We start from the raw sequence: 17,612 nt of genomic DNA on the forward strand, positions 1-17,612 counted from the left end.
ATTGCGACATCAGCTCGATTTTCTGGAATTGGGGAGCGAGCCTCGACGCGCGAGCTTGTTAGCCGCGAGCCCTACGCTTTCGCGCATTGGAAAGCTGGTAATCAACCCCGGTCATGCGGATTCGCCATGTTAGCATCTGACTACTCACCTGAAAGTTGTTCATAGCTTGATGGTCGGTCATTCCCGTCCGGCGAATTCTCAAAAGCGCTGGACGCGGGAGAAGCAATGTTCCCGCTAGCCAATCCGCCTCATCTTCTTGGTCTTGGTTGTAGGAGGTAGGGACGAAATGACCATCTGCGGTCAATCCCGCCGAGGTGAGCTCATGGCCGAGCAAGATATGGGAAAGCTCGTGCATGATGACGCTATTTTGGCGCGGTTCGGACTGGCTAGAATTGACGACTATCAGATGCTTCTCACCAACCCGCATTGTGAAGGCTGACCAACTGTCGGGGTCTGTGACGGTCAGCTGCACCAAGTCGTCACCACTCACTCCCGCGATGTCTGCTTCGGTCCAAACCAGAATGTCATACGCAGCAGCGACCTTGCGCGCACTCAAGGGAGCGTCGGGCTGGAGGCCGAACTTCTTGCGAATCTCGACAGATCGTCGCTCGCTTTGTGCCTTGAAGCCCCGCTTGAGCATATCAGTGTCCTGCTACGTCGCTCACCTGGGCTTTGAATTGTTCTTCCGCCCTCTCAATGAGCCGAGCAAGCGACTGTGCGGTATTCGGCTCGAGGGTTTGGTCTTTCTTAAAGGCGATCTGGAGGCCACCCATCGCAGTGAACTTTGTGACCTCTTCACCGATCCAATCGCAGACCTTCTTCAATGTCACCTGATCGGGAATATGGCCGCTCTCGATCTTTGAAAGCGTTGTGGGACTAATTCCGATCTCGCGCGCAGCAGCTCTGACTCCCATGCTCCCGCGTTTTTGGAGGACAAGCCGTCCTAGGTCTTCGAGTTGCATTCCCTCTCCTGTCCACAGATTTGGTATTACTGTAACAATATGGTGGACACCTACCTGCCGAAGCGGTAAGTGTCCACGAAACTGGTGCAGTTGTGAATCACAGCTCAGCCAAGAGCACAAGGAATTTTTCAGGTGGGTGACCCCTATTCACAGGAGCGCGCAGAATTTGAGGGGCTTCCAAAGCGATGATTCCGACGGTCCATCGGCAGCTTCAAGCCATTGGATCGCAGGTCGATGCGGAGGACTACCCGAATGTATTCAACGATGGGGTCATGGCGCCCAAGGGCTCTATCGTTGATCGAGAAACACTGGGCGCGGAGAAGTATGATGAACAACAAGGACCGGGTGGATCCGCAGCCGGATCGTGGCAAGGGGCCGCCGGATGGCAAGGGTCGTCCTGTCGATCCCGGACGTCCGGTGACGCCAAGCCGTCCGGCAGCGGGCGACTACGTGAAAACTATCTCGGCCAGCTAGATGCGATATTTGCGGCATACCCGCGTACCGCTGTCTGGACGAGCAATGAGGGAATGTGGCTTGCTGTCGATAGCGCAGTTCTAGCTGGGCTTGATCGCAATGCCACATTCCTAATTGCTATCCCGTTTCAACATTTTCAGCCCATTCGGGCGTGGGCTTTTTGGACAACTGCGGTCAGCCGAACTTGGATCGGTCCCCGCCACACTAATGCAGTCGATGGCTCAATCTGCGCCTTTAACCCATCCGAGGGAACGTGGAAGATTGGTGGCGATCTCGTCGCGTTGATAGACCAATACACAATGTGGGTCTTTTGTCATCTCCACCTCGAAATCATTGGTTGGTGGCCAGGAAGGCAGACGGCGGAGTTCGTCTATGAACGCCTCACAGAATTGAGGGACAATGAGTGGTGCGGTTGTCGGCCTGATGCTGGTCGGTACGCCGAATGTTGCAAACAGACCGACCTGGCCGCGGGCCGTTTCCAGGCCGCCATGCAGTTCGTCGGTGGTTTCTTGAAATTCAAGCCTCGCCAGCCTCCAGCAAGCGTGTGGCGGCTGATTTGGGGAGGAGGTACACTACCTGTATTTGACCGTGCGAGACCAAATCCAATGTTGCTTGTCGGGTCTTGTCTTTTTCCTGCAAAAGCAGGCGACAAACCTTCGGATGTTGCCGCATGGATCATGCCGAGGTTCGACCTATCCAGACATCGATGAAAGGGCTTTCGAGCTAAAACGGAATGTCGTCGTCCAGATCATCGTAAGACGAAGGCGAAGGTAGTGCGCCATTCGGTAAGGGCAAATTCGTTACTACGAACAGGTTCAGAATATCGTCTCTGTCCATAAACATTACCTGCGAACGTTTCGTTGCGTCGAGTTTTGTGCCGATCCAATTGCGAGCTTGCTTTGTGATCTCGCCACCCGCAACAATGAATGCGTGGTCAACCAGTACTCGCCGACTAATCTCCGGATCAAAGATCTCATGTCCGAGCATCATAGTTATCTGGTTGTGTATCCCAGCAACATTACTGGTGCTCTTACCGGACGCATCTAACTTCCCCTTTTTTACTTGAATTCCGAAGTAGAGAATATGCTGCGTGGGAAGCGTAAACTTCATCCACATGTCTTTGCCGTATTCAAGAGCCTTGTCTTTGTGCCCAGCAGCAGTGATCCGGTGGAAGCCCAATTGGCGGAAAAGTGGCAGAAGCACTTCCTCGATAAGCTCGTCCTCAGAGCACTTGTTGACATATGACACAAGTTGTTCACGACGCTCCAGTTCGGACGGGGTCAGGGGCCGGTGAGGGTTCGCTACTTGGGCAATTCTATTCGTTGCAATGTGACGTAGTTGGGCCGTTTTGTTCTCGTCGTAGAAGGCCTGCCAACCCTCGCGCGCCAATACGACGTTGATGGCTTCAAGCGCCTTGCTTCGATCTGGATCGTCATCGTCAGCCTCGGCTTTGTCGAGCACTCGTTGAATTACACGAATGAATGCGTCGGGAGGAACAGTTTGACTAGGTTGAGGCATCGCGAGCACCTCCTCCAGACGTTCCGAGACCCACATCCAGCGTGTCGAACCATCGTGCTCATATTCGAGGTCACAGTCCTCAAAGAACTCGGTTATGTACATGCTGGACCTGTAGTGGAAATACTCGTCATTTCCGCAGACGATGTTTGCGAGTGCTCTAAGGTTTCTCGGCTTCCATTTCATTGCCGAACCTTAACTGACCGGCTTTCGTGGGAATAGTGTCGCGGTCGCTTATCCACTCACCAAACAAATGTCGCCCAGCCTTAAGAGGCGCTTTGACTAGGCTGGGCTGCCCTTCTGATTTGCACCAAGCAAACCGGTCAGCGCGTCCGCCTGTCCTTCATTAACGGCACCGACGTAGCCGAGAACGCCGCCAATGACCCATTCAGAGCCATATCGGATCGCGGCTTCGAACTCGGCCATTCGGTCTTCGATGATTTCCATTCGACCCGACCCAAACCTAATGTTGAAGCTAGTAACTTCCGATGCCGGACCTTGTGTCTTTTGGTCGCTTAACTCGAAATTGCTTGTCCTGGCGGCGTGATCAAGTGCCGCCATACTTTCGACGAGCGAAGCATTATCGTCGCCCGAAATGGTAATGTCATCAACGTAGACAGACACGCGCAATCCTGAGCGTCGAATCCGATCCAGTTCTGTTCCCAACGCGGAATGAGCAAGGGCTAAAGATGCGAGTATCGGTGATTGAACGAATCCAAATGGGATGCTGAACTCTCGGTTGGGTGGTGCTTTGTCGACCACGCTGTCACAAGCCATCTCATAGGCATCCGCATGCGCCATGCCGATTCGAAGAAGCGAGCGTTGCACTCTGCTCCGGCTTATCTGCTCGAAGAAACGTTTGAGGTCCATCGACGCAATCCATGGCTGGTCTTTATGGAGCCGTGCTGCGGCGACATGACCTCCGTTGCGCAGGTGAAAATAGTTGCGAGGTCCCTTCCAGAGTCCTTCGACACGCTTTTTGATCGTAGCGCCAATCTCACGGCCATGCTCAGTTGGCACGTAAACCTTGGTTCCCGGCCTAAGCGTGAAATGATAATCGAAAAGATTTCGCACGATAGTTGGTGACCTCGCCTATGAACTTGAGAGCGTGATAAGCGAACTTAAACACGCGGGTTCCCCAGTCCAAGGCGAGGCCACAGTAATGAGAAATCTTCTGTTTCGTCATAACCGCGGGTTCTCCCACTTATCCCCGGCGGCCTAGCGCTTGCGCGCGAATCACCAACCAAACGACATTCTGCATGGCCCATTGGACACATTCTCGAATGTCCCGAAGTGGCTCATTTAGGAAGTTCCCAAATGGTCACGTGGAAAAACCTCATGCCGAGGAACCGGCAATATGGGTATCGCGCGTGGCTCGATCAAGGTGCTGAAGTAGTTTCTTAATTCCGGTCAAGCCCTGTCGATGACGATGCCATGCTCAAAATTGCCCTATGATTGCGCAGGTTCTCGAACCCGAAATGCCAGTCTCAATCACACTCCGCTGCTGCGCCCTCACCACGCGATGGCATTCGGGACCTCTGTGAAGTCAGTTCGAGGGAATCCGTATCTTCTCTGCTGGATCATACTATGAAATTCCCTTGATCGTTCTCCTTGGCCGAGATGACTGCAGAGAATGTCCGCTTTCAGGAACTAAGATCTCGGTTGGCTGCGTCTTGGACTGGGGCGCAAAGCGGACATGCTGCAGCGCATTGTCTTTAGAAGTTATGAAACTAAGGGCCAGTGGTTGCTCCATGGGTAGAGCATCTCTCGACGACGCTAATGGAGGGCTTCGTCAGTCGAGCAGGCGACCAGGTGCGATGCCGAATGGCTCCGCCAACTTTTCAATGATCGTAGCGGTTGGGTTGCGACGTCCGCGTTCGATGTCGCTGACGTAGGTGCGATGGATGCCAGCCCGGTCCGCATACTCTTCCTGGCTCCATGCACTCTTTGTCCGCAAACGACGAACGTTGGCGCCGAGACGACAGCAAATGTCCATGTAAGGCATGTGCGGCCATTGTCGCCTCTCGGTCTACAGACGATGAGTGACATTTTTGTTGACTATTCGTGTCCTTCGACCATTCGTGTCGACTCATAGTCGACAAGAGGAAGCCGATGACACGTTCGAAGAATACCGTTCGATGCGCCTTAGTAGCGTTTGCGCTGACGACTGGAAGTGCGACCACGCATGCCCAGGTTACAAGCGAAACACCTTTTGCTATGCGGGACGTGGAACTTGGAATTACGCTTGATGAATTCAGGACAATACCGATCCCAAATGACGATGATCGATATACCGACCTACAAGCGGCGTGTACACTCGATGACATGCCGCTGGCGAGAAGGATCATGGGTAGCTCTTCGGATCAGGCACTTGGCATCGCCGAATGCCAATGGTTCTCGAAGGACTCGTTGGTTCCAATGATGTCTGCCTCGGAGCATTGGATTAACATAGGACAAGGGAGGGGCCAGCCATTGTTTCGCTTTATCGAGAGCGACGGAAACATGAGGCTGTTCGAAATCACTTTTTATGCAAACAACCAATATCACCCCGCTATTCTGGATGCGCTCAGTCGAGGCTACGGCGCTCCACAAGACGAGGCCGAACCGTTCATTACTAGGGCAGGGGGTGAGTTTACCTCGGTGACCTCAATATGGGACAACGGGTCGAGCACCATTACCTTGACCGATCGATGCAGGCATCTCGAGCGCTATTGCTTGACCTACGAGCACAAAGCGCTCGCATCGCAATACGATGCAATCATAGAAGCGCAGGCCGACGAGGCTGCATCTCGGATTTAAGTGGTAAGACGGTCCGGCGGGCGTTCCGATGCTTCTCATAGATCGCCCGCCAGCTTCTAAACCCCCGCATAGAAACGACCTCTGCTGCGCACCATTCTCAATAAGGCAGCGAGCTTGCATCAAAGCAGGGCTCATAATTATCTGGCGCCTCAAAAGTCGCCCATTTCTTCGTCTTCCGAAAATTCCCGCTCAAGCTCGAGAAACTTCGCCTCAAGCTCGGGCGTCCAGGGTCCAGTGTCCTCGTTGTCCAGACTCTCGATTTTCTCGAGCATCTGCACAGGCACTCCGAGCCTTTGAAGCATGTCCATGGCAGATTTGATCTGCGGAAGGCTATCAGATTTCAGAATCAGCATCGTCAGCCTCTGCGCCAAAAGCTCGATCCGAGGCTTTTCGACCTGCTTGCCATCGATGATAACCTTCTGCGGTTTGAGCAGTTCTTCGGCTATCAAGCCGCCAAGTTCAGCACTCGCCGGTTTGGGCACCGGCGCCTTCCTCTTCCTTTTGCCAGCCGGGTTGCCAGACTGCCCCTTCTTAAATCGGTGTGCCTTGGGCGGTTTGCCATACCCAACCTCATAAATACCCTCCCGAGTGGCGCCATCGATTTCGCCCTTCGCCACCCGCTCCCCACTTTCGCGTGTATACAACTTTGCCATATTCCCCCCCTTTAGGCTCGTAATCAGTCCTTCGCTCGAAGCTCTACAAGTTCAATCATCGTCTTCACGGTTTCCTCGTGAATCGCCGTTTCGCCCGTCCATTCTTCCCAGCGCCTCACGCTGACATCGACAAAGCGAGGATCGAGTTCGATGCCAGCAACAATCCGGTTCTGTACTTCACCGGCAATGAGCGCCGTTCCAGATCCTAGAAACGGGTCGAGCACTAGGTCGCCCGGATTGGTCACATCAAGCATGAGGTCGCCAATGAGTTCAACGGGCTTCGGCGTCGCGTGAAGCTTGAGAGCCTTCGAAGCCGAGCTGCCCTGCTTGTTTGCGCCAGGATAGTGCTGAACATTGGTCCGGTCGCGCCCGTATTTCCCAAGTTTCACGTTGTTGATTACAGGCGTCTTGGCAGTGCCCAGCACACCAATAAATTCATGAGCGGACCGGTAGAGCGCGCCCATACCCCCTGCGCCCTTGTCCCAGACAACGGTATTGAGATGATGCAGCCCAACCTTATCGGCGGCGATCCTTACGAGGTGGATATTGCGCCAGTCCATGAAGGCATAGATTACCCCGCCGTTCTGGCAGTTGGTCAGGCAGTGCTTAAGCGATGCCGTCAAAAACTGCTCAAACTCGGACTGCGACATTTCGCCAGCAGCCATAACGAAGTCCTTGTGCTTCGTTTTGCCTAGCCCGCTGACCACGCCCTCGATTTTCAGATTGTAGGGCCAATCACCAATGATGGCTGCAGCCTTGGTACCCGCAAGAGCGTGCTCATACGATGCGGCCTCCAACGAGTTGCCACATACGACCCGGTGCGGACCGCACAACCAGACATCGCCAAGGCACGACACCGAATGTTCTTGTACCTCGGGAGCGTTGTCGGCTTGGTCCGTGATCTCCTGCGGCCCGATGATAGCGTCGAGCTCGGGGATCTCGAAGCCAGTGACAGTGAGGTCCAAGTCCAGAAGCTCGAGCTCTGCCAGCTCGAACGCAAGACCTTCGACATCCCACTCACCGCATTCCTGAATGCGGTTAAGCGCGATCGACAGCAGACGCGCTTCGTCTTCATCGAGATGCTCAAGGCGAACACAGTATACCTTCTCGAGACCCAGATCGCGCGCTGCCTCGACGACAAGGTGGCCATCGACAATCGCTCCCACCTTGTTGAGAAGCACCGGATATACCTGCCCAAAGGTTTTGATTGAGTTCGCAATCCTTGCGATCTGCTTCGCGTCCTTCTTGCGAATGCTTGTCTTCGCAATCGTCAGCTCACAAATCGGCATCAGCACCGTTTTGAGATGAGGCACTAGATCATTGCGCGGCGGTTTTGATCCGGCTGCCAGCGTACGCGCCTTGGCGCTAGCGCGCTTCGCGCCGGACCTTGTAAGGAGGATCGCTTTCGCGCCTCCAGCTTTCTTAATCGCATATCCCATATCATTCCCCGATGTTCTGTCTTGAAGGCTAGCTGACGTGAGACAGCACTTGAGGTCTGTCTAAGGCAGCTCAGCTAGCGATTATTCGCGATGTGGAATGTGTCGCGGTTCGGACCTGTGCCGAACCTGTTGACCTCAGGGTTCTATTGTCGTGACCTGATCCTTTGTCAGGCCTGAGACTCTATGGCATCCGCTGATGTGCTGACCCTATGAAACGTGCCGATTTGAAGAAATGCAACCGCAAATTTTCCAATTAGCGGGACAGGGCTGTTTGGCAGGTTGCGTCGTATACAAATGGCACGTGTCAAATTTGCCTGGTGACCTGCGGTGGAAAGCCAACAGGTCCCTGCAATCGTCTAGCGTTCCCTGCATCGTGAATGTGAATTCGCTGCACACGCATCCATGTTTCCCTGCTCTTTGTGCAACCATTCCCTGCTATCGTTAGTAGGGAAATTGACCGGAAGGCTCGCAGAAATTGGCTAGTTTTCACGCCTCGCAAAGGTGAGTAAGGCGCTGATCTGAAATTTTACCCTGTTTAATTCCCTGCGAGCAGGGAATTTGGGGCGGAGAGCGGTTCGCAGCAGACTGACTGCTCCGCCACCCTGCACGCGTTCGAGACATAACTTGGCGTGCTCTAAACTTGGACAATTTGCTATCTCCTTGCCATAGGGTCAAGACGACTGCGCGCGGCGAAAAGTCGATGCGTTTGATGGGCTGGCGAGACATTATGCAGGTTCGCTCGAAGGGATAGGAAATCAATGGGCTATTGCTTGCCAGACGAGGATTGTCCGCAGCCTTTGCTGGACGTTTTCGCGCGCAGCAAAACAGCCCTGACGCTTGCCAGCACGCAGCGCGAGGACATTCCGCTGGTGCTGGTCAACGAACCGTTCTGCAATCTGAGTGGTTATGAGCCGGATGAGGTGCTGGGGCGCAATTGCCGGTTCCTGCAACCCGAAGGCGGCGCCGGCCCTGTGCGAGAGCGTATCCGCGATTTTCTTGCCGATGATGCGCGCGAGGACGGGCGGTTCGTCATTCCCAACCAGACCCGAACCGGCGAAGCTTTTTTAAACGTTTGTTATATGGCCAAAATTCGTCATCGTACGCAGGCGGAATATGTTCTAGGCTCGCAGTTTGCAGTCAGGACCGGCGGCGAGCGCGCGGAAGCGTACGAAACCGCTCTACGCCGGGATTTGACTACGCTATCCGACATATTTTCGGAAAGCGATTGGATGCTGATGGGAAGCATGGACGCGATTGCCAATACGTCGGCCTTGTTGGCGCGGCATAGCCTGAAGGATTGAGGGGAAGCATGGGCGAGCATCAAGAGACCGGGGTCCCGATTGTCGGGATAGGCGCTTCTGCTGGCGGTCTCGAAGCATTGCGCGAGGTATTCCAAGGCTACGACTCAAAGCCCGGAATCGCCTTCGTCGTTGTCCAGCATCTCGATCCGAACCATGAATCGCTGATGGCGCAATTGCTCGAGCGCTATACCGAAATGGCGGTGACGCAAGCCAAAGGCGGAGAGCAGATCGAGCGCGATCACGTCTATGTTATCCCGCCCGGGCATGGCCTTGCTATCGAGGACGGTAAGCTAAGGCTTACCGAGTTCAAGGATCCGCGCGGCCTGCGCCGCCCGATCGACGATTTCTTCGAAAGCCTCGCCGTCGAGCACGGGACGGAGGCCGCCTGCGTCATCCTTTCCGGGACGGGCGGTGATGGCAGCCGAGGATTGCGCGCGATAAAGGAATATGGTGGCCTCGCCGTGGTGCAGGAACCCGATACGGCGCGCTATGACGGCATGCCGACATCGGCGATCAGCACGGGTCTGGTGGATATCGTTGCGCCGCCTGCCCAGATCATCGAGGCGCTGCGCAATTTCTTCGACCGGGCCGACAAGATCGAGCTCGACGAGGCGGAAGAGGCGGCCGATCATGTCGATGATATGTGCGCTGCCCTGCGCGATGCCGTCGGACACGATTTCAGCGGCTACAAGCGGTCCACGCTCTCCCGTCGTATCGCCCGGCGAATGCAGGTGATCGACGTGTCGTCCAGCGAGGATTATCTCGCTCGTTTGAGAGCGGACCCCGAGGAATGCCAGGCGCTGTTTCGCGATCTTCTTATCAATGTCACGCGCTTTTTCCGCGATCGCGAGGAGTTCGAGGCGCTCAATCGGCTGGTTATCGATCCGATGATCGCCAAGAGCCGCGACGCGAACGAATTGCGCATCTGGGTTGCAGGCTGCTCTTCGGGCGAGGAAGCATACACGATCGCGATCCTCTTCGCCGATGCCATGCGCCGGCACGACCGTCGCCCCTATGTGCAGATTTTCGCGACCGACATCGATGACAAGATGATCGATATTGCGCGGAACGGCACCTATCCGCTGGCAGCGCTGTCCGATATTCCGCAGAAATACCAGCAGGACTACCTCGATATCGGGATGGAGCAGTTCTCTATCGCACCGCGCGTGCGGGATATGGTGCGCTTCAGTTCGCACAACCTCGTGCGCGATCCGCCCTATTCCAAGATCGACCTGTTGTGTTGCCGCAATTTGCTGATCTATTTCGGCGAGGAATTGCAACGCGCAGTGCTGCCAGCCTTCCATTTCTCGCTGGTGGAAGAGGGCAAGCTTTTCCTCGGCTCTTCGGAAAGCGTCGGCAGGTTCGAAGATCTGTTTGCCACAATCGACCAGAACGCGCGGATTTTCGAGCGCCGCGATGCGCCAATGCGCTACCCGCTGAATTTCAGCGCCAATCCGAAGCGGCGCAAGCGCGATGTGGAGGCCGAACCGCAAAGCCGTCCGCGTCACCGGTCGCTCGACGTTGCGGCCTTGACGAAGCTGGCGGAGCGGCATGCACCGGTCAGCCTGCTGGTCGATGCGGAAGGCAACTTGCTAAATCAGTGGGGCGCGGTCGGCAAATATCTGGATTTCCCGGATCGCGGGGAAGCGCAGCTCAACGTCGTCCGGCAGGCCAAGTCCGGGCTGACCGAAATCATCGGGCCGCTGCTGCGCGATGTGGCGAAGCAATCGAAGCCGAAGGTCGCGCGCGATGTGAAATTGCAGTCCGATTACGGCGAGCAGCCGCTGGCGGTCATGATCGATCCGGTCGGTTCGGGCGGCTATCTGGTCGTCTTTAGAGAGACCGGACAACTCGAACCGCGCGACCCAGACGATTTCGATCTGTTCGAACGCGGCGACAGCGAAGTCGAATATTTGCAGGATGAATTGCAGTCTGCGCGGCTCAGCTTGCGCACGACGGTCGAGGAGCTGGAAACGACCAATGAGGAACTGAAGAGCTCCAATGAAGAAATGATGTCGATGAACGAGGAGCTTCAATCGACGAATGAAGAGCTGACGACCGTCAATGACGAATTGAAAGTGAAGGTCGATCAGGTCACGATGGCGAATGCCGACCTCAAGAATTTCCTCGACTCCACGGAGCTGGTCGTCCTGGTAGTGGATGAGGAGACGCGGCTGCGCAATTCGACCGAAGTCGCCGACGACCTGTTCGGTATCGGCAGAGCGCAAGTCGGCAGGACCATCGGGAATCTCGACATTCCCCTGAAGGATAAATCCTTCGTCGAGATGGCGGCAAGGGCCGCGCAGTCAGGCGATGCCGGAGAGTATCGCACATCTTCATTGGATGAAGAACGGCAGTATGTTGTGCGGGTCTTGCCCTACCGCCAGATGGACGACACGCTCGCCGGCGCCACGCTGATATTCACTGATGTGACTGAGGCGCTGAAGCTGGAAACGGCTCTTGTCGAGGAGCGTGCACGCCTGCGCATGGCATTGGATGTCGCGCGCATTGGGATCTGGGAATACGAACCATCCTCCGGACGCACGACCCTCGACGAAAAAGAGCGCGAGCTTCTCGGTATTACCGACGAGACGGATAGCCAGCAGATGGATCCAATCCTTTCTCGCTTGCCGGTGGAGGATCGCGACCGCGTGAACAGCGCCCTGCGCCGTGCGATGGATGGCAAGCACATCTATGATGAAACCTTCCGCATCAATCTCGACGATGGCGGCGTGCGATGGCTTCATGGCCTTGGCCGTGTCGTCGATGTCGGAGATACGCGCAAATTTATCGGCGTGACCTACGATGTCACTTCGGAAAAGGAACTGCTGGCCGAGCGCGAGCTCATGCTGCGCGAAATGAATCACCGGGTAAAAAACCTGTTCGCCGTCATCACCGGAATTACCAAGATGAGCGCGCGACATGCCGACAACGTGGATGAATTCGCCAGTGATCTGTGTGACCGCATTCATGCGCTGGGTCGATCGCACAACATGACCGTCGATAATGCCGAGGGCGAAGCCGATCTTCGCAAGGTAATCGAAACCGCAATCGGACCGGCGGTAAACGGGCAAACCGTGGCCCTCTCTGGGGACGAGGTGAAGTTGCCCAACCGGGCCATCACGCCGCTAGCCATGATCCTGCATGAGTGGGCGACCAATTCGACCAAATATGGTGCGCTCAGCGCGTCTGATGGCAAGTTGTCCGTTTCATGGAGAAAAACAGGCGACGGCGAAATTGCACTCGACTGGCAAGAAGAGGGCGGAAACGGCGGGGATGAGAAGGAAGCGGGTTTCGGTACGCAGCTAATCGAAGCGAGCGCGCGTCAAATCTCTGGCAAGCAAACGGCAGAGGTTTTGGAGAACGGCTACCGGCGGACTTTGATTTTTTAGGCTGGAAGAGCCGCCGGTTCGGCTAGCAATTTCTTAACTGCGCCAATCAGATCCGCCTCACAGACCGGCTTGGTCAGCCTGGGCACGGCGGCATAATCGGTCTTCAGCTGCGGATGCTGCAAATCTGCCGAAACGAAGAGAAACGGCACGCCGGCCTGGGTAAGCTGTTCGGCCAGCGGCCAGACGGTCTTATCGCCCAGATTGATATCGAGCACAGCGGCTACGGGCTCTTCAGCCTTCGCCATGTTCATCGCGTTAAAAAGGTCGTGCGCCGGGCCCACAACGTCGTAGCCGGCATCCTGCAATGCCTGCGCTTCGTCCCAAGCGACAAAGACCTCGTCCTCTACGACGAGCACGGATGGATTGGCGACCTTCATGCCGACGTAATTCCCCGGCAGGAGTCTGGTTCCTGCAAAACGTTAATTTGCCAGTGGATTATTTAACGAATTCAGATGGGGGGCGGGTGCTTCAGAAGTAACCTGCCTGGGCGCGGCTAGTCCTGCGGAAACAGCACAGGTTCATTGCCGGGTTGCCATGGTTTGTGCTTGACCATGCAGCGGCGGAAAAGCGCGCTCTCCAGATGATCGGCAAGCCAGTTTTGCAGCTTAGGCAGGTCCTGCGCATCCCACCATTCGCGGTCCGTCGCTGCGAATTGACGGACGAACGGCATGATCGCTGTGTCGGTATATCCGGCGCGTTCGCCCGATAATTGCCGAGCACCGGACAGACGCGCTTCCAGATCGCGCAGGATTGCAAGCCCATCGGAGCGATACTCTTCGGGATCGCTGTCGTAGCGATTGGGGTATTTGTAGCGATCGAGCGCGTGTTTGAAAGGACCGTCATTCCGGGCGATCAGGTCGTCATCCTTACGCGCCAGCCAATTCTCCGGGTCGCGTCGCGCCAGTGCCCAGTCCATGATGGCGAGGCTTTCTTCCAGCACCGCGCCATCACTGAGTTTGAGGACGGGCACCGTGCCTTTGGGCGAAGCCTCCAACATGGCACCCGGCTTGTCCGACAGCTTCACCTCGCGCAGCTCGCAGCGTGTGCCGCTCACCAGCAATGCCATGCGTGCTCGCATGGCGTACGGGCAGCGGCGGAAGCTGTAGAGGGTCGGTAACTCAGTCATCGCTCTGGTCCGCGAACTCGGCGCCCAGATGCTTCGTTCCGCGCTCGCGGGCCAGCATTTCCTGTCGGTGGCGTGTGCGGTAGCCGGCGCGCTGCTCGTCGGTTCGCGTGTCGAAGCAGGCGGGGCAGCTCACCCCTTCCTCATAGCGGGGCGATTGCATATCGCTGGGCGCAACCGGCAAGCGGCAGGCATGGCAGAGCGCGTAGCTTCCCGGCGCTAGGCCGTGGCCGACCGTTACGCGCTGGTCGAACACGAAACACTCGCCGTTCCAGCTACTCTCTGCCTCGGACACGGATTCGAGATATTTGAGGATGCCGCCCTTGAGGTGATAAACCTCTTCCACCCCTTCGGACTTCAAGAAAGCCGTCGACTTTTCGCAGCGAATGCCGCCGGTGCAAAACATGGCGACCCGGCGGGCCTTGCCTTCGCCGAGCAGCGCCTCGCGATTGGCGCGGAACCATTCGGGGAAATCGCGAAAGCTTTCGGTTTCGGGATTGATTGCGCCTTTGAAGGTGCCGGTGGCGACTTCGTAATCATTGCGGGTATCGATAACGACAGTGTCGGGATCGGCGATCAGCGCATTCCAGTCTTCCGGCGCAACGTAGTGACCGACGCCTGTGAGCGGATCGATATCGGGCTGGCCCATCGTCACGATCTCGCGCTTCAGGCGGACTTTCATGCGCAGGAAAGGCATGGCTTCGGCCTCCGAGAACTTGACCTCGATGTCGGCACAGCCTGGCAGGGTGCGGATGTGGCGCAGAACGCTGGCAATAGCTTCTGGCGCGGCAGCAATCGTGCCGTTGATGCCTTCCGGAGCGAGCAACAACGTGCCTTTGACACCATTCGCCCGGCATACCGATTCCAGCGCCGGCTTCAGCGCGGCGGGCTCGTCGAACCGGGTGAATTTATATAGCGCGGCGACTTGTATGGGAGCGGCAGCCTCGGACATGGCGCGCCGTTATCACAACCAACGGTGCGAGCGCCATGGCCTTATCAGTGGCTGGACGGGCACTCGGCGAGGGCATCGCGCATGGCGTCCACCAACCAGCTCGTCGCGGGACCGGGACGTGCATCGCGTCGCCATGTTGCGCTGAGCGTGTAGCTGTCGCCCGGCTTTTCCGGCAGGTCGAGCAGCACGAGCCGCCCTTCGGCAATATCGTCGCGCACGGCGTGGGCGGGCATATTGCCCCAGCCGATCCCTTCCTTCAGCAGAGTATGCTTCGCGCCCAGATCGGCCAGCCGCCATGTCTTCGGGCTCATTACAGAGAATTCGCGTCCCTCGGTAAGGCGTGACCGGTCGGAGAGAACGAGTTGCAGGTGCTTGCGGCTTTCTCCGGCAGCGACACCTGTCTTCGCCAGCGCGTGGTCCGGGGCCGCCACTGGCACGAGGTCGACCTCGCCGATAGCCTGCCGCTCCAGCTCGGGATGATCGCTGATGACCGGCCCGGCAATGGCAAGTTGCGCTTCGTTTTCCAGCAGGCAGGCGGTGACAGCGCCCAACGCCTCGACATTCAGTTTGAGCGCAACGGTCGGGAACATGCGCCGGAATTCGCGCAGCACCTTGGCGGTCGCATCGCCCGGCACCATCACGTCGAGCACCAGCGAAACATCGCTTTCCATCCCGGCATGCAGGCTCTGCGTCTTGGCAAGCAGCGCATCACTGGCATCGGCGATGGCGCGCGCTTCGGCCAGCAGGCCTTTGCCGGCATCGGTCAGGATGGGACGGCGCGATCCCTCGCGCTCGAACAGGGTGACGCCCAGCTGCGCTTCCATTTGGGCTATGCCATAGCTGACAGCCGAAACCGCGCGACCCAGCCGCCGCGCCGCCGCGCCAAAGCTGCCTTCCCCTTCTACAGCGAGGAAGATGCGCAACTGGTCCAGCGATGGCTCGCCCAATTTCACTGTTCTAAATATCCGAACATCTTTGATTGTTTTATCGCAGTTATCATTTCATCCAGCAAGGACTATCTCGCTTTCACACAGTCCCTCCCGAAGGAGATTTGCCATGATCGAAGTCCGTCCATTCGACAGCCTGGGTTCCGCCAATCACGGTTGGCTCGATGCCCATCACCATTTCTCGTTTGCGAGTTATCACGATCCGGCTCGCGTGCATTGGGGCGCTCTGCGGGTCTGGAACGATGATACGATTGCAGCAGGCACCGGCTTCCCGACCCATCCGCACAGCGACATGGAGATCATCACCTATGTCCGCAAAGGCGCCATTACGCACCGTGACAGCATGGGCAATGAAGGCCGCACCGAAGCGGGCGATGTGCAAGTGATGAGCGCCGGCAGCGGCGTGCAGCATTCGGAATACAATCTGGAGGATGAGGATACCAAAATCTTCCAGATCTGGATCATTCCGGACGAGCGCGGCGGTCAGCCCACCTGGGGAGCGCGCGAATTTCCGAAAGGCGACCGCTCCGGCAAGTTCGTGCCGCTCGCGGCAGGCGGCCAGCAGGCTGCCAACGACGATGGCGCGCTGCCGATCCGCACCGATGCCAGCGTGCTGGGCGCGTCGCTGAAAGCGGGCGAGAGCGTAACCTATCGGCCGCGCGATGCTTCACGCCATCTCTATCTCGTTACCGCCACGGGCAAAGTGCGCGTGGAAGACGAGGAAGCGAATGCGCGTGATGGCGTGGCAATCACCCAGCGCGAAAGCGTGACCATCACCGCGCTGGAGGATGCCGAACTCGTCCTCGTCGACGCAGCCTGACAGGCGCAAAAAACCACCAATGGCGGGGAGGGGATAGCCTCTCACTGCACCCTCCCTCTCGTCCTAATGCAAGGAAATGAACAATGTCCAAGATCCTTCACATCACCGCCAGCATCAATGGTGAGGAGTCGGTCTCCCGCCAGCTCAGCACTAAGCTCGTGAGCGAACTTGCGAAGCGTGATGGCGCTTACATCGTCGAGCGCGATTTGAGCGCAAACGACCTGCCCTTCATCGACTCAGGCCGCTTCGCCGCCAATCTGGCGCCTTACGCAGAGCGTTCGCCAGAGCAGCACGAGCTGGCCGCCATCGCCGATACGCTCATCGGCGAATTGCAGGATGCCGACACCATCGTACTGGGCGTGCCGATCTACAATTTCGCCGTACCCGCCACTGTGAAAGCGTGGGCCGATCTCGTCGCCCGCGCTGGCACGACGTTCAAATACACGCCCGAAGGTCCGGTTGGCCTGCTGCAGGGCAAGCGCGCTTACATCGCCGTCGCTTCGGGCGGGGTCAAAACGGATAGCGAGGCTGATTTCATGACGCCGTGGCTCAAATTCTTCCTCGGCTTCCTCGGTATCACCGATGTGAGCGTAGTCGCCGCCGACGCCCTGATGGCGGGCGATGCCGATGCCATCATTGCGGAGGCCCATGAGAAAGCGGCAGCACTGGCTGCCTGATTGATCGTCCCACAAGGTTCAGGAGACACGACATGAATACGATTGCAGATAATATCGCCGATATTCCCGCCGCAGATGGTGCAAGCCGCGCCGACATGGCGGCCCTAGCAGGGCGCGCGCTGCTGGCGCTTCTTTTCATCCTGGCCGGCGTGAACAAACTGATGGATCCGGCCGGCACGATCGGCTTCATCGAATTCGTCGGACTGCCCCTGCCGCAGTTTGCCTATGCCGGAACGGTGGGACTGGAGATCGTCGGCGGCCTGCTGCTGCTGGCCGGTTTCAAGACCCGATGGGTTGCCGGTGCGCTGGCCGCCTTCAGCGTAGCGACCGCTCTCATTTTCCACTTCGATTTTGCCGACCAGAACCAGCTGACGGCCTTCCTGAAAAATCTCGCCATTGCAGGCGGGATGCTCCAGGTCGTCGCTTTTGGCCCGGGACGCCTCGCTCTCGACGCCCGGTAAGTCAGAAAGCCCAAATGCTGGCGCGCCGACGAGCTCCGCTGCTTGCTGGCGCGCTTTGCATTTCGCACTAGCGCTGTTCGGCTCGACTTGGCAGACA

Annotated in this window: 18 protein-coding genes; 7 read left to right on the top strand and 11 right to left on the bottom strand. The window is 57.3% G+C overall.

Annotated elements, in window-relative coordinates:
* Positions 1-58 precede the first annotated feature (58 nt).
* Together BMF35_RS13425 and BMF35_RS06210 are read right to left on the bottom strand one after the other, a co-directional pair.
* The gene (locus tag BMF35_RS13425) at positions 59-640 is read right to left on the bottom strand and encodes an ImmA/IrrE family metallo-endopeptidase (RefSeq protein ID WP_047007338.1); all 582 of its coding nucleotides are present in this window, start codon (positions 638-640) and stop codon (positions 59-61) included.
* A gap of 1 nt (position 641) precedes the next feature.
* Positions 642-962 carry a helix-turn-helix domain-containing protein gene (locus BMF35_RS06210; protein WP_047007339.1) on the bottom strand — a complete coding sequence of 107 codons (321 nt, stop codon included), beginning with the start codon at positions 960-962 and terminating at the stop codon, positions 642-644.
* A 324-nt stretch (positions 963-1,286) separates the two neighbouring features.
* Here BMF35_RS06210 and BMF35_RS13595 point away from each other — a divergent pair, with 324 nt between their 5' ends.
* Entirely contained in the window at positions 1,287-1,436 is a 150-nt protein-coding gene (locus BMF35_RS13595; RefSeq protein ID WP_156172168.1) for a hypothetical protein, read from the top strand.
* 723 nt (positions 1,437-2,159) lie between these two features.
* Here the strand turns inward: BMF35_RS13595 and BMF35_RS06215 are convergent.
* The 3 genes from BMF35_RS06215 to BMF35_RS06225 all read right to left on the bottom strand — a co-directional run bounded on the left by BMF35_RS06215 (position 2,160) and on the right by BMF35_RS06225 (position 4,956).
* Entirely contained in the window at positions 2,160-3,137 is a 978-nt protein-coding gene (locus BMF35_RS06215; protein ID WP_047007340.1) for a hypothetical protein, read from the bottom strand.
* A 96-nt stretch (positions 3,138-3,233) separates the two neighbouring features.
* Positions 3,234-4,025, bottom strand: a complete 792-nt coding sequence (locus BMF35_RS06220; protein WP_162199241.1) for a reverse transcriptase domain-containing protein — start codon at positions 4,023-4,025, stop codon at positions 3,234-3,236.
* A 718-nt stretch (positions 4,026-4,743) separates the two neighbouring features.
* A complete protein-coding gene (locus BMF35_RS06225; protein WP_335622553.1) occupies positions 4,744-4,956 on the bottom strand; it encodes a helix-turn-helix domain-containing protein in 213 nt (70 codons plus the stop codon).
* Between the two features lie 107 nt (positions 4,957-5,063).
* On the opposite strand from BMF35_RS06225, the gene BMF35_RS06230 reads away from it, so the two are divergent.
* Entirely contained in the window at positions 5,064-5,750 is a 687-nt protein-coding gene (locus BMF35_RS06230; protein WP_156172169.1) for a hypothetical protein, read from the top strand.
* Between the two features lie 149 nt (positions 5,751-5,899).
* On the opposite strand, the gene BMF35_RS06235 is transcribed toward BMF35_RS06230, so the two are convergent.
* Both BMF35_RS06235 and BMF35_RS06240 read right to left on the bottom strand, forming a co-directional pair.
* Entirely contained in the window at positions 5,900-6,403 is a 504-nt protein-coding gene (locus BMF35_RS06235; protein WP_047007343.1) for a DUF5681 domain-containing protein, read from the bottom strand.
* A gap of 23 nt (positions 6,404-6,426) precedes the next feature.
* Entirely contained in the window at positions 6,427-7,842 is a 1,416-nt protein-coding gene (locus tag BMF35_RS06240) for a DNA modification methylase (RefSeq protein WP_052766099.1), read from the bottom strand.
* Positions 7,843-8,600: 758 nt separating this feature from the next.
* Between BMF35_RS06240 and BMF35_RS06245 the strand changes: the two genes are divergently transcribed.
* Positions 8,601-9,143, top strand: coding sequence for a PAS domain-containing protein (locus tag BMF35_RS06245; RefSeq protein ID WP_047007344.1), 543 nt, complete (start codon positions 8,601-8,603; stop codon positions 9,141-9,143).
* A gap of 8 nt (positions 9,144-9,151) precedes the next feature.
* On the top strand, positions 9,152-12,535 hold the full coding sequence (locus tag BMF35_RS06250; protein WP_047007345.1) for a chemotaxis protein CheB: 3,384 nt from the start codon (positions 9,152-9,154) through the stop codon (positions 12,533-12,535).
* On the opposite strand, the gene BMF35_RS06255 is transcribed toward BMF35_RS06250, so the two are convergent.
* From BMF35_RS06255 to BMF35_RS06270, 4 genes are all read right to left on the bottom strand, one after another.
* Positions 12,532-12,912, bottom strand: a complete 381-nt coding sequence (locus BMF35_RS06255; protein ID WP_047007346.1) for a response regulator — start codon at positions 12,910-12,912, stop codon at positions 12,532-12,534. The genes BMF35_RS06250 and BMF35_RS06255 overlap by 4 nt on opposite strands.
* A gap of 116 nt (positions 12,913-13,028) precedes the next feature.
* A complete protein-coding gene (locus tag BMF35_RS06260) occupies positions 13,029-13,661 on the bottom strand; it encodes a glutathione S-transferase (protein WP_047007347.1) in 633 nt (210 codons plus the stop codon).
* On the bottom strand, positions 13,654-14,610 hold the full coding sequence (gene trhO, locus BMF35_RS06265; RefSeq protein WP_047007348.1) for an oxygen-dependent tRNA uridine(34) hydroxylase TrhO: 957 nt from the start codon (positions 14,608-14,610) through the stop codon (positions 13,654-13,656). The genes BMF35_RS06260 and trhO overlap by 8 nt, the downstream gene beginning before the upstream one ends.
* A gap of 44 nt (positions 14,611-14,654) precedes the next feature.
* Positions 14,655-15,563: a LysR family transcriptional regulator gene (locus BMF35_RS06270; protein WP_047007349.1), complete on the bottom strand. Its 909-nt coding sequence runs from the start codon at positions 15,561-15,563 to the stop codon at positions 14,655-14,657.
* Between the two features lie 103 nt (positions 15,564-15,666).
* Between BMF35_RS06270 and BMF35_RS06275 the strand changes: the two genes are divergently transcribed.
* The 3 genes from BMF35_RS06275 (at position 15,667) to BMF35_RS06285 (ending at position 17,515) form a co-directional block, all read left to right on the top strand.
* Positions 15,667-16,377: a pirin family protein gene (locus BMF35_RS06275; protein ID WP_047007350.1), complete on the top strand. Its 711-nt coding sequence runs from the start codon at positions 15,667-15,669 to the stop codon at positions 16,375-16,377.
* 83 nt (positions 16,378-16,460) lie between these two features.
* Complete coding sequence (locus tag BMF35_RS06280; protein ID WP_047007351.1) at positions 16,461-17,054, top strand: FMN-dependent NADH-azoreductase; 594 nt, start codon at positions 16,461-16,463, stop codon at positions 17,052-17,054.
* Between the two features lie 32 nt (positions 17,055-17,086).
* Entirely contained in the window at positions 17,087-17,515 is a 429-nt protein-coding gene (locus BMF35_RS06285) for a DoxX family protein (protein ID WP_047007352.1), read from the top strand.
* The last annotated feature ends 97 nt before the right edge of the window (positions 17,516-17,612 follow it).

Source organism: Aurantiacibacter gangjinensis, from assembly GCF_001886695.1.
Taxonomy (GTDB): Bacteria; Pseudomonadota; Alphaproteobacteria; order Sphingomonadales; family Sphingomonadaceae; genus Alteraurantiacibacter; species Alteraurantiacibacter gangjinensis.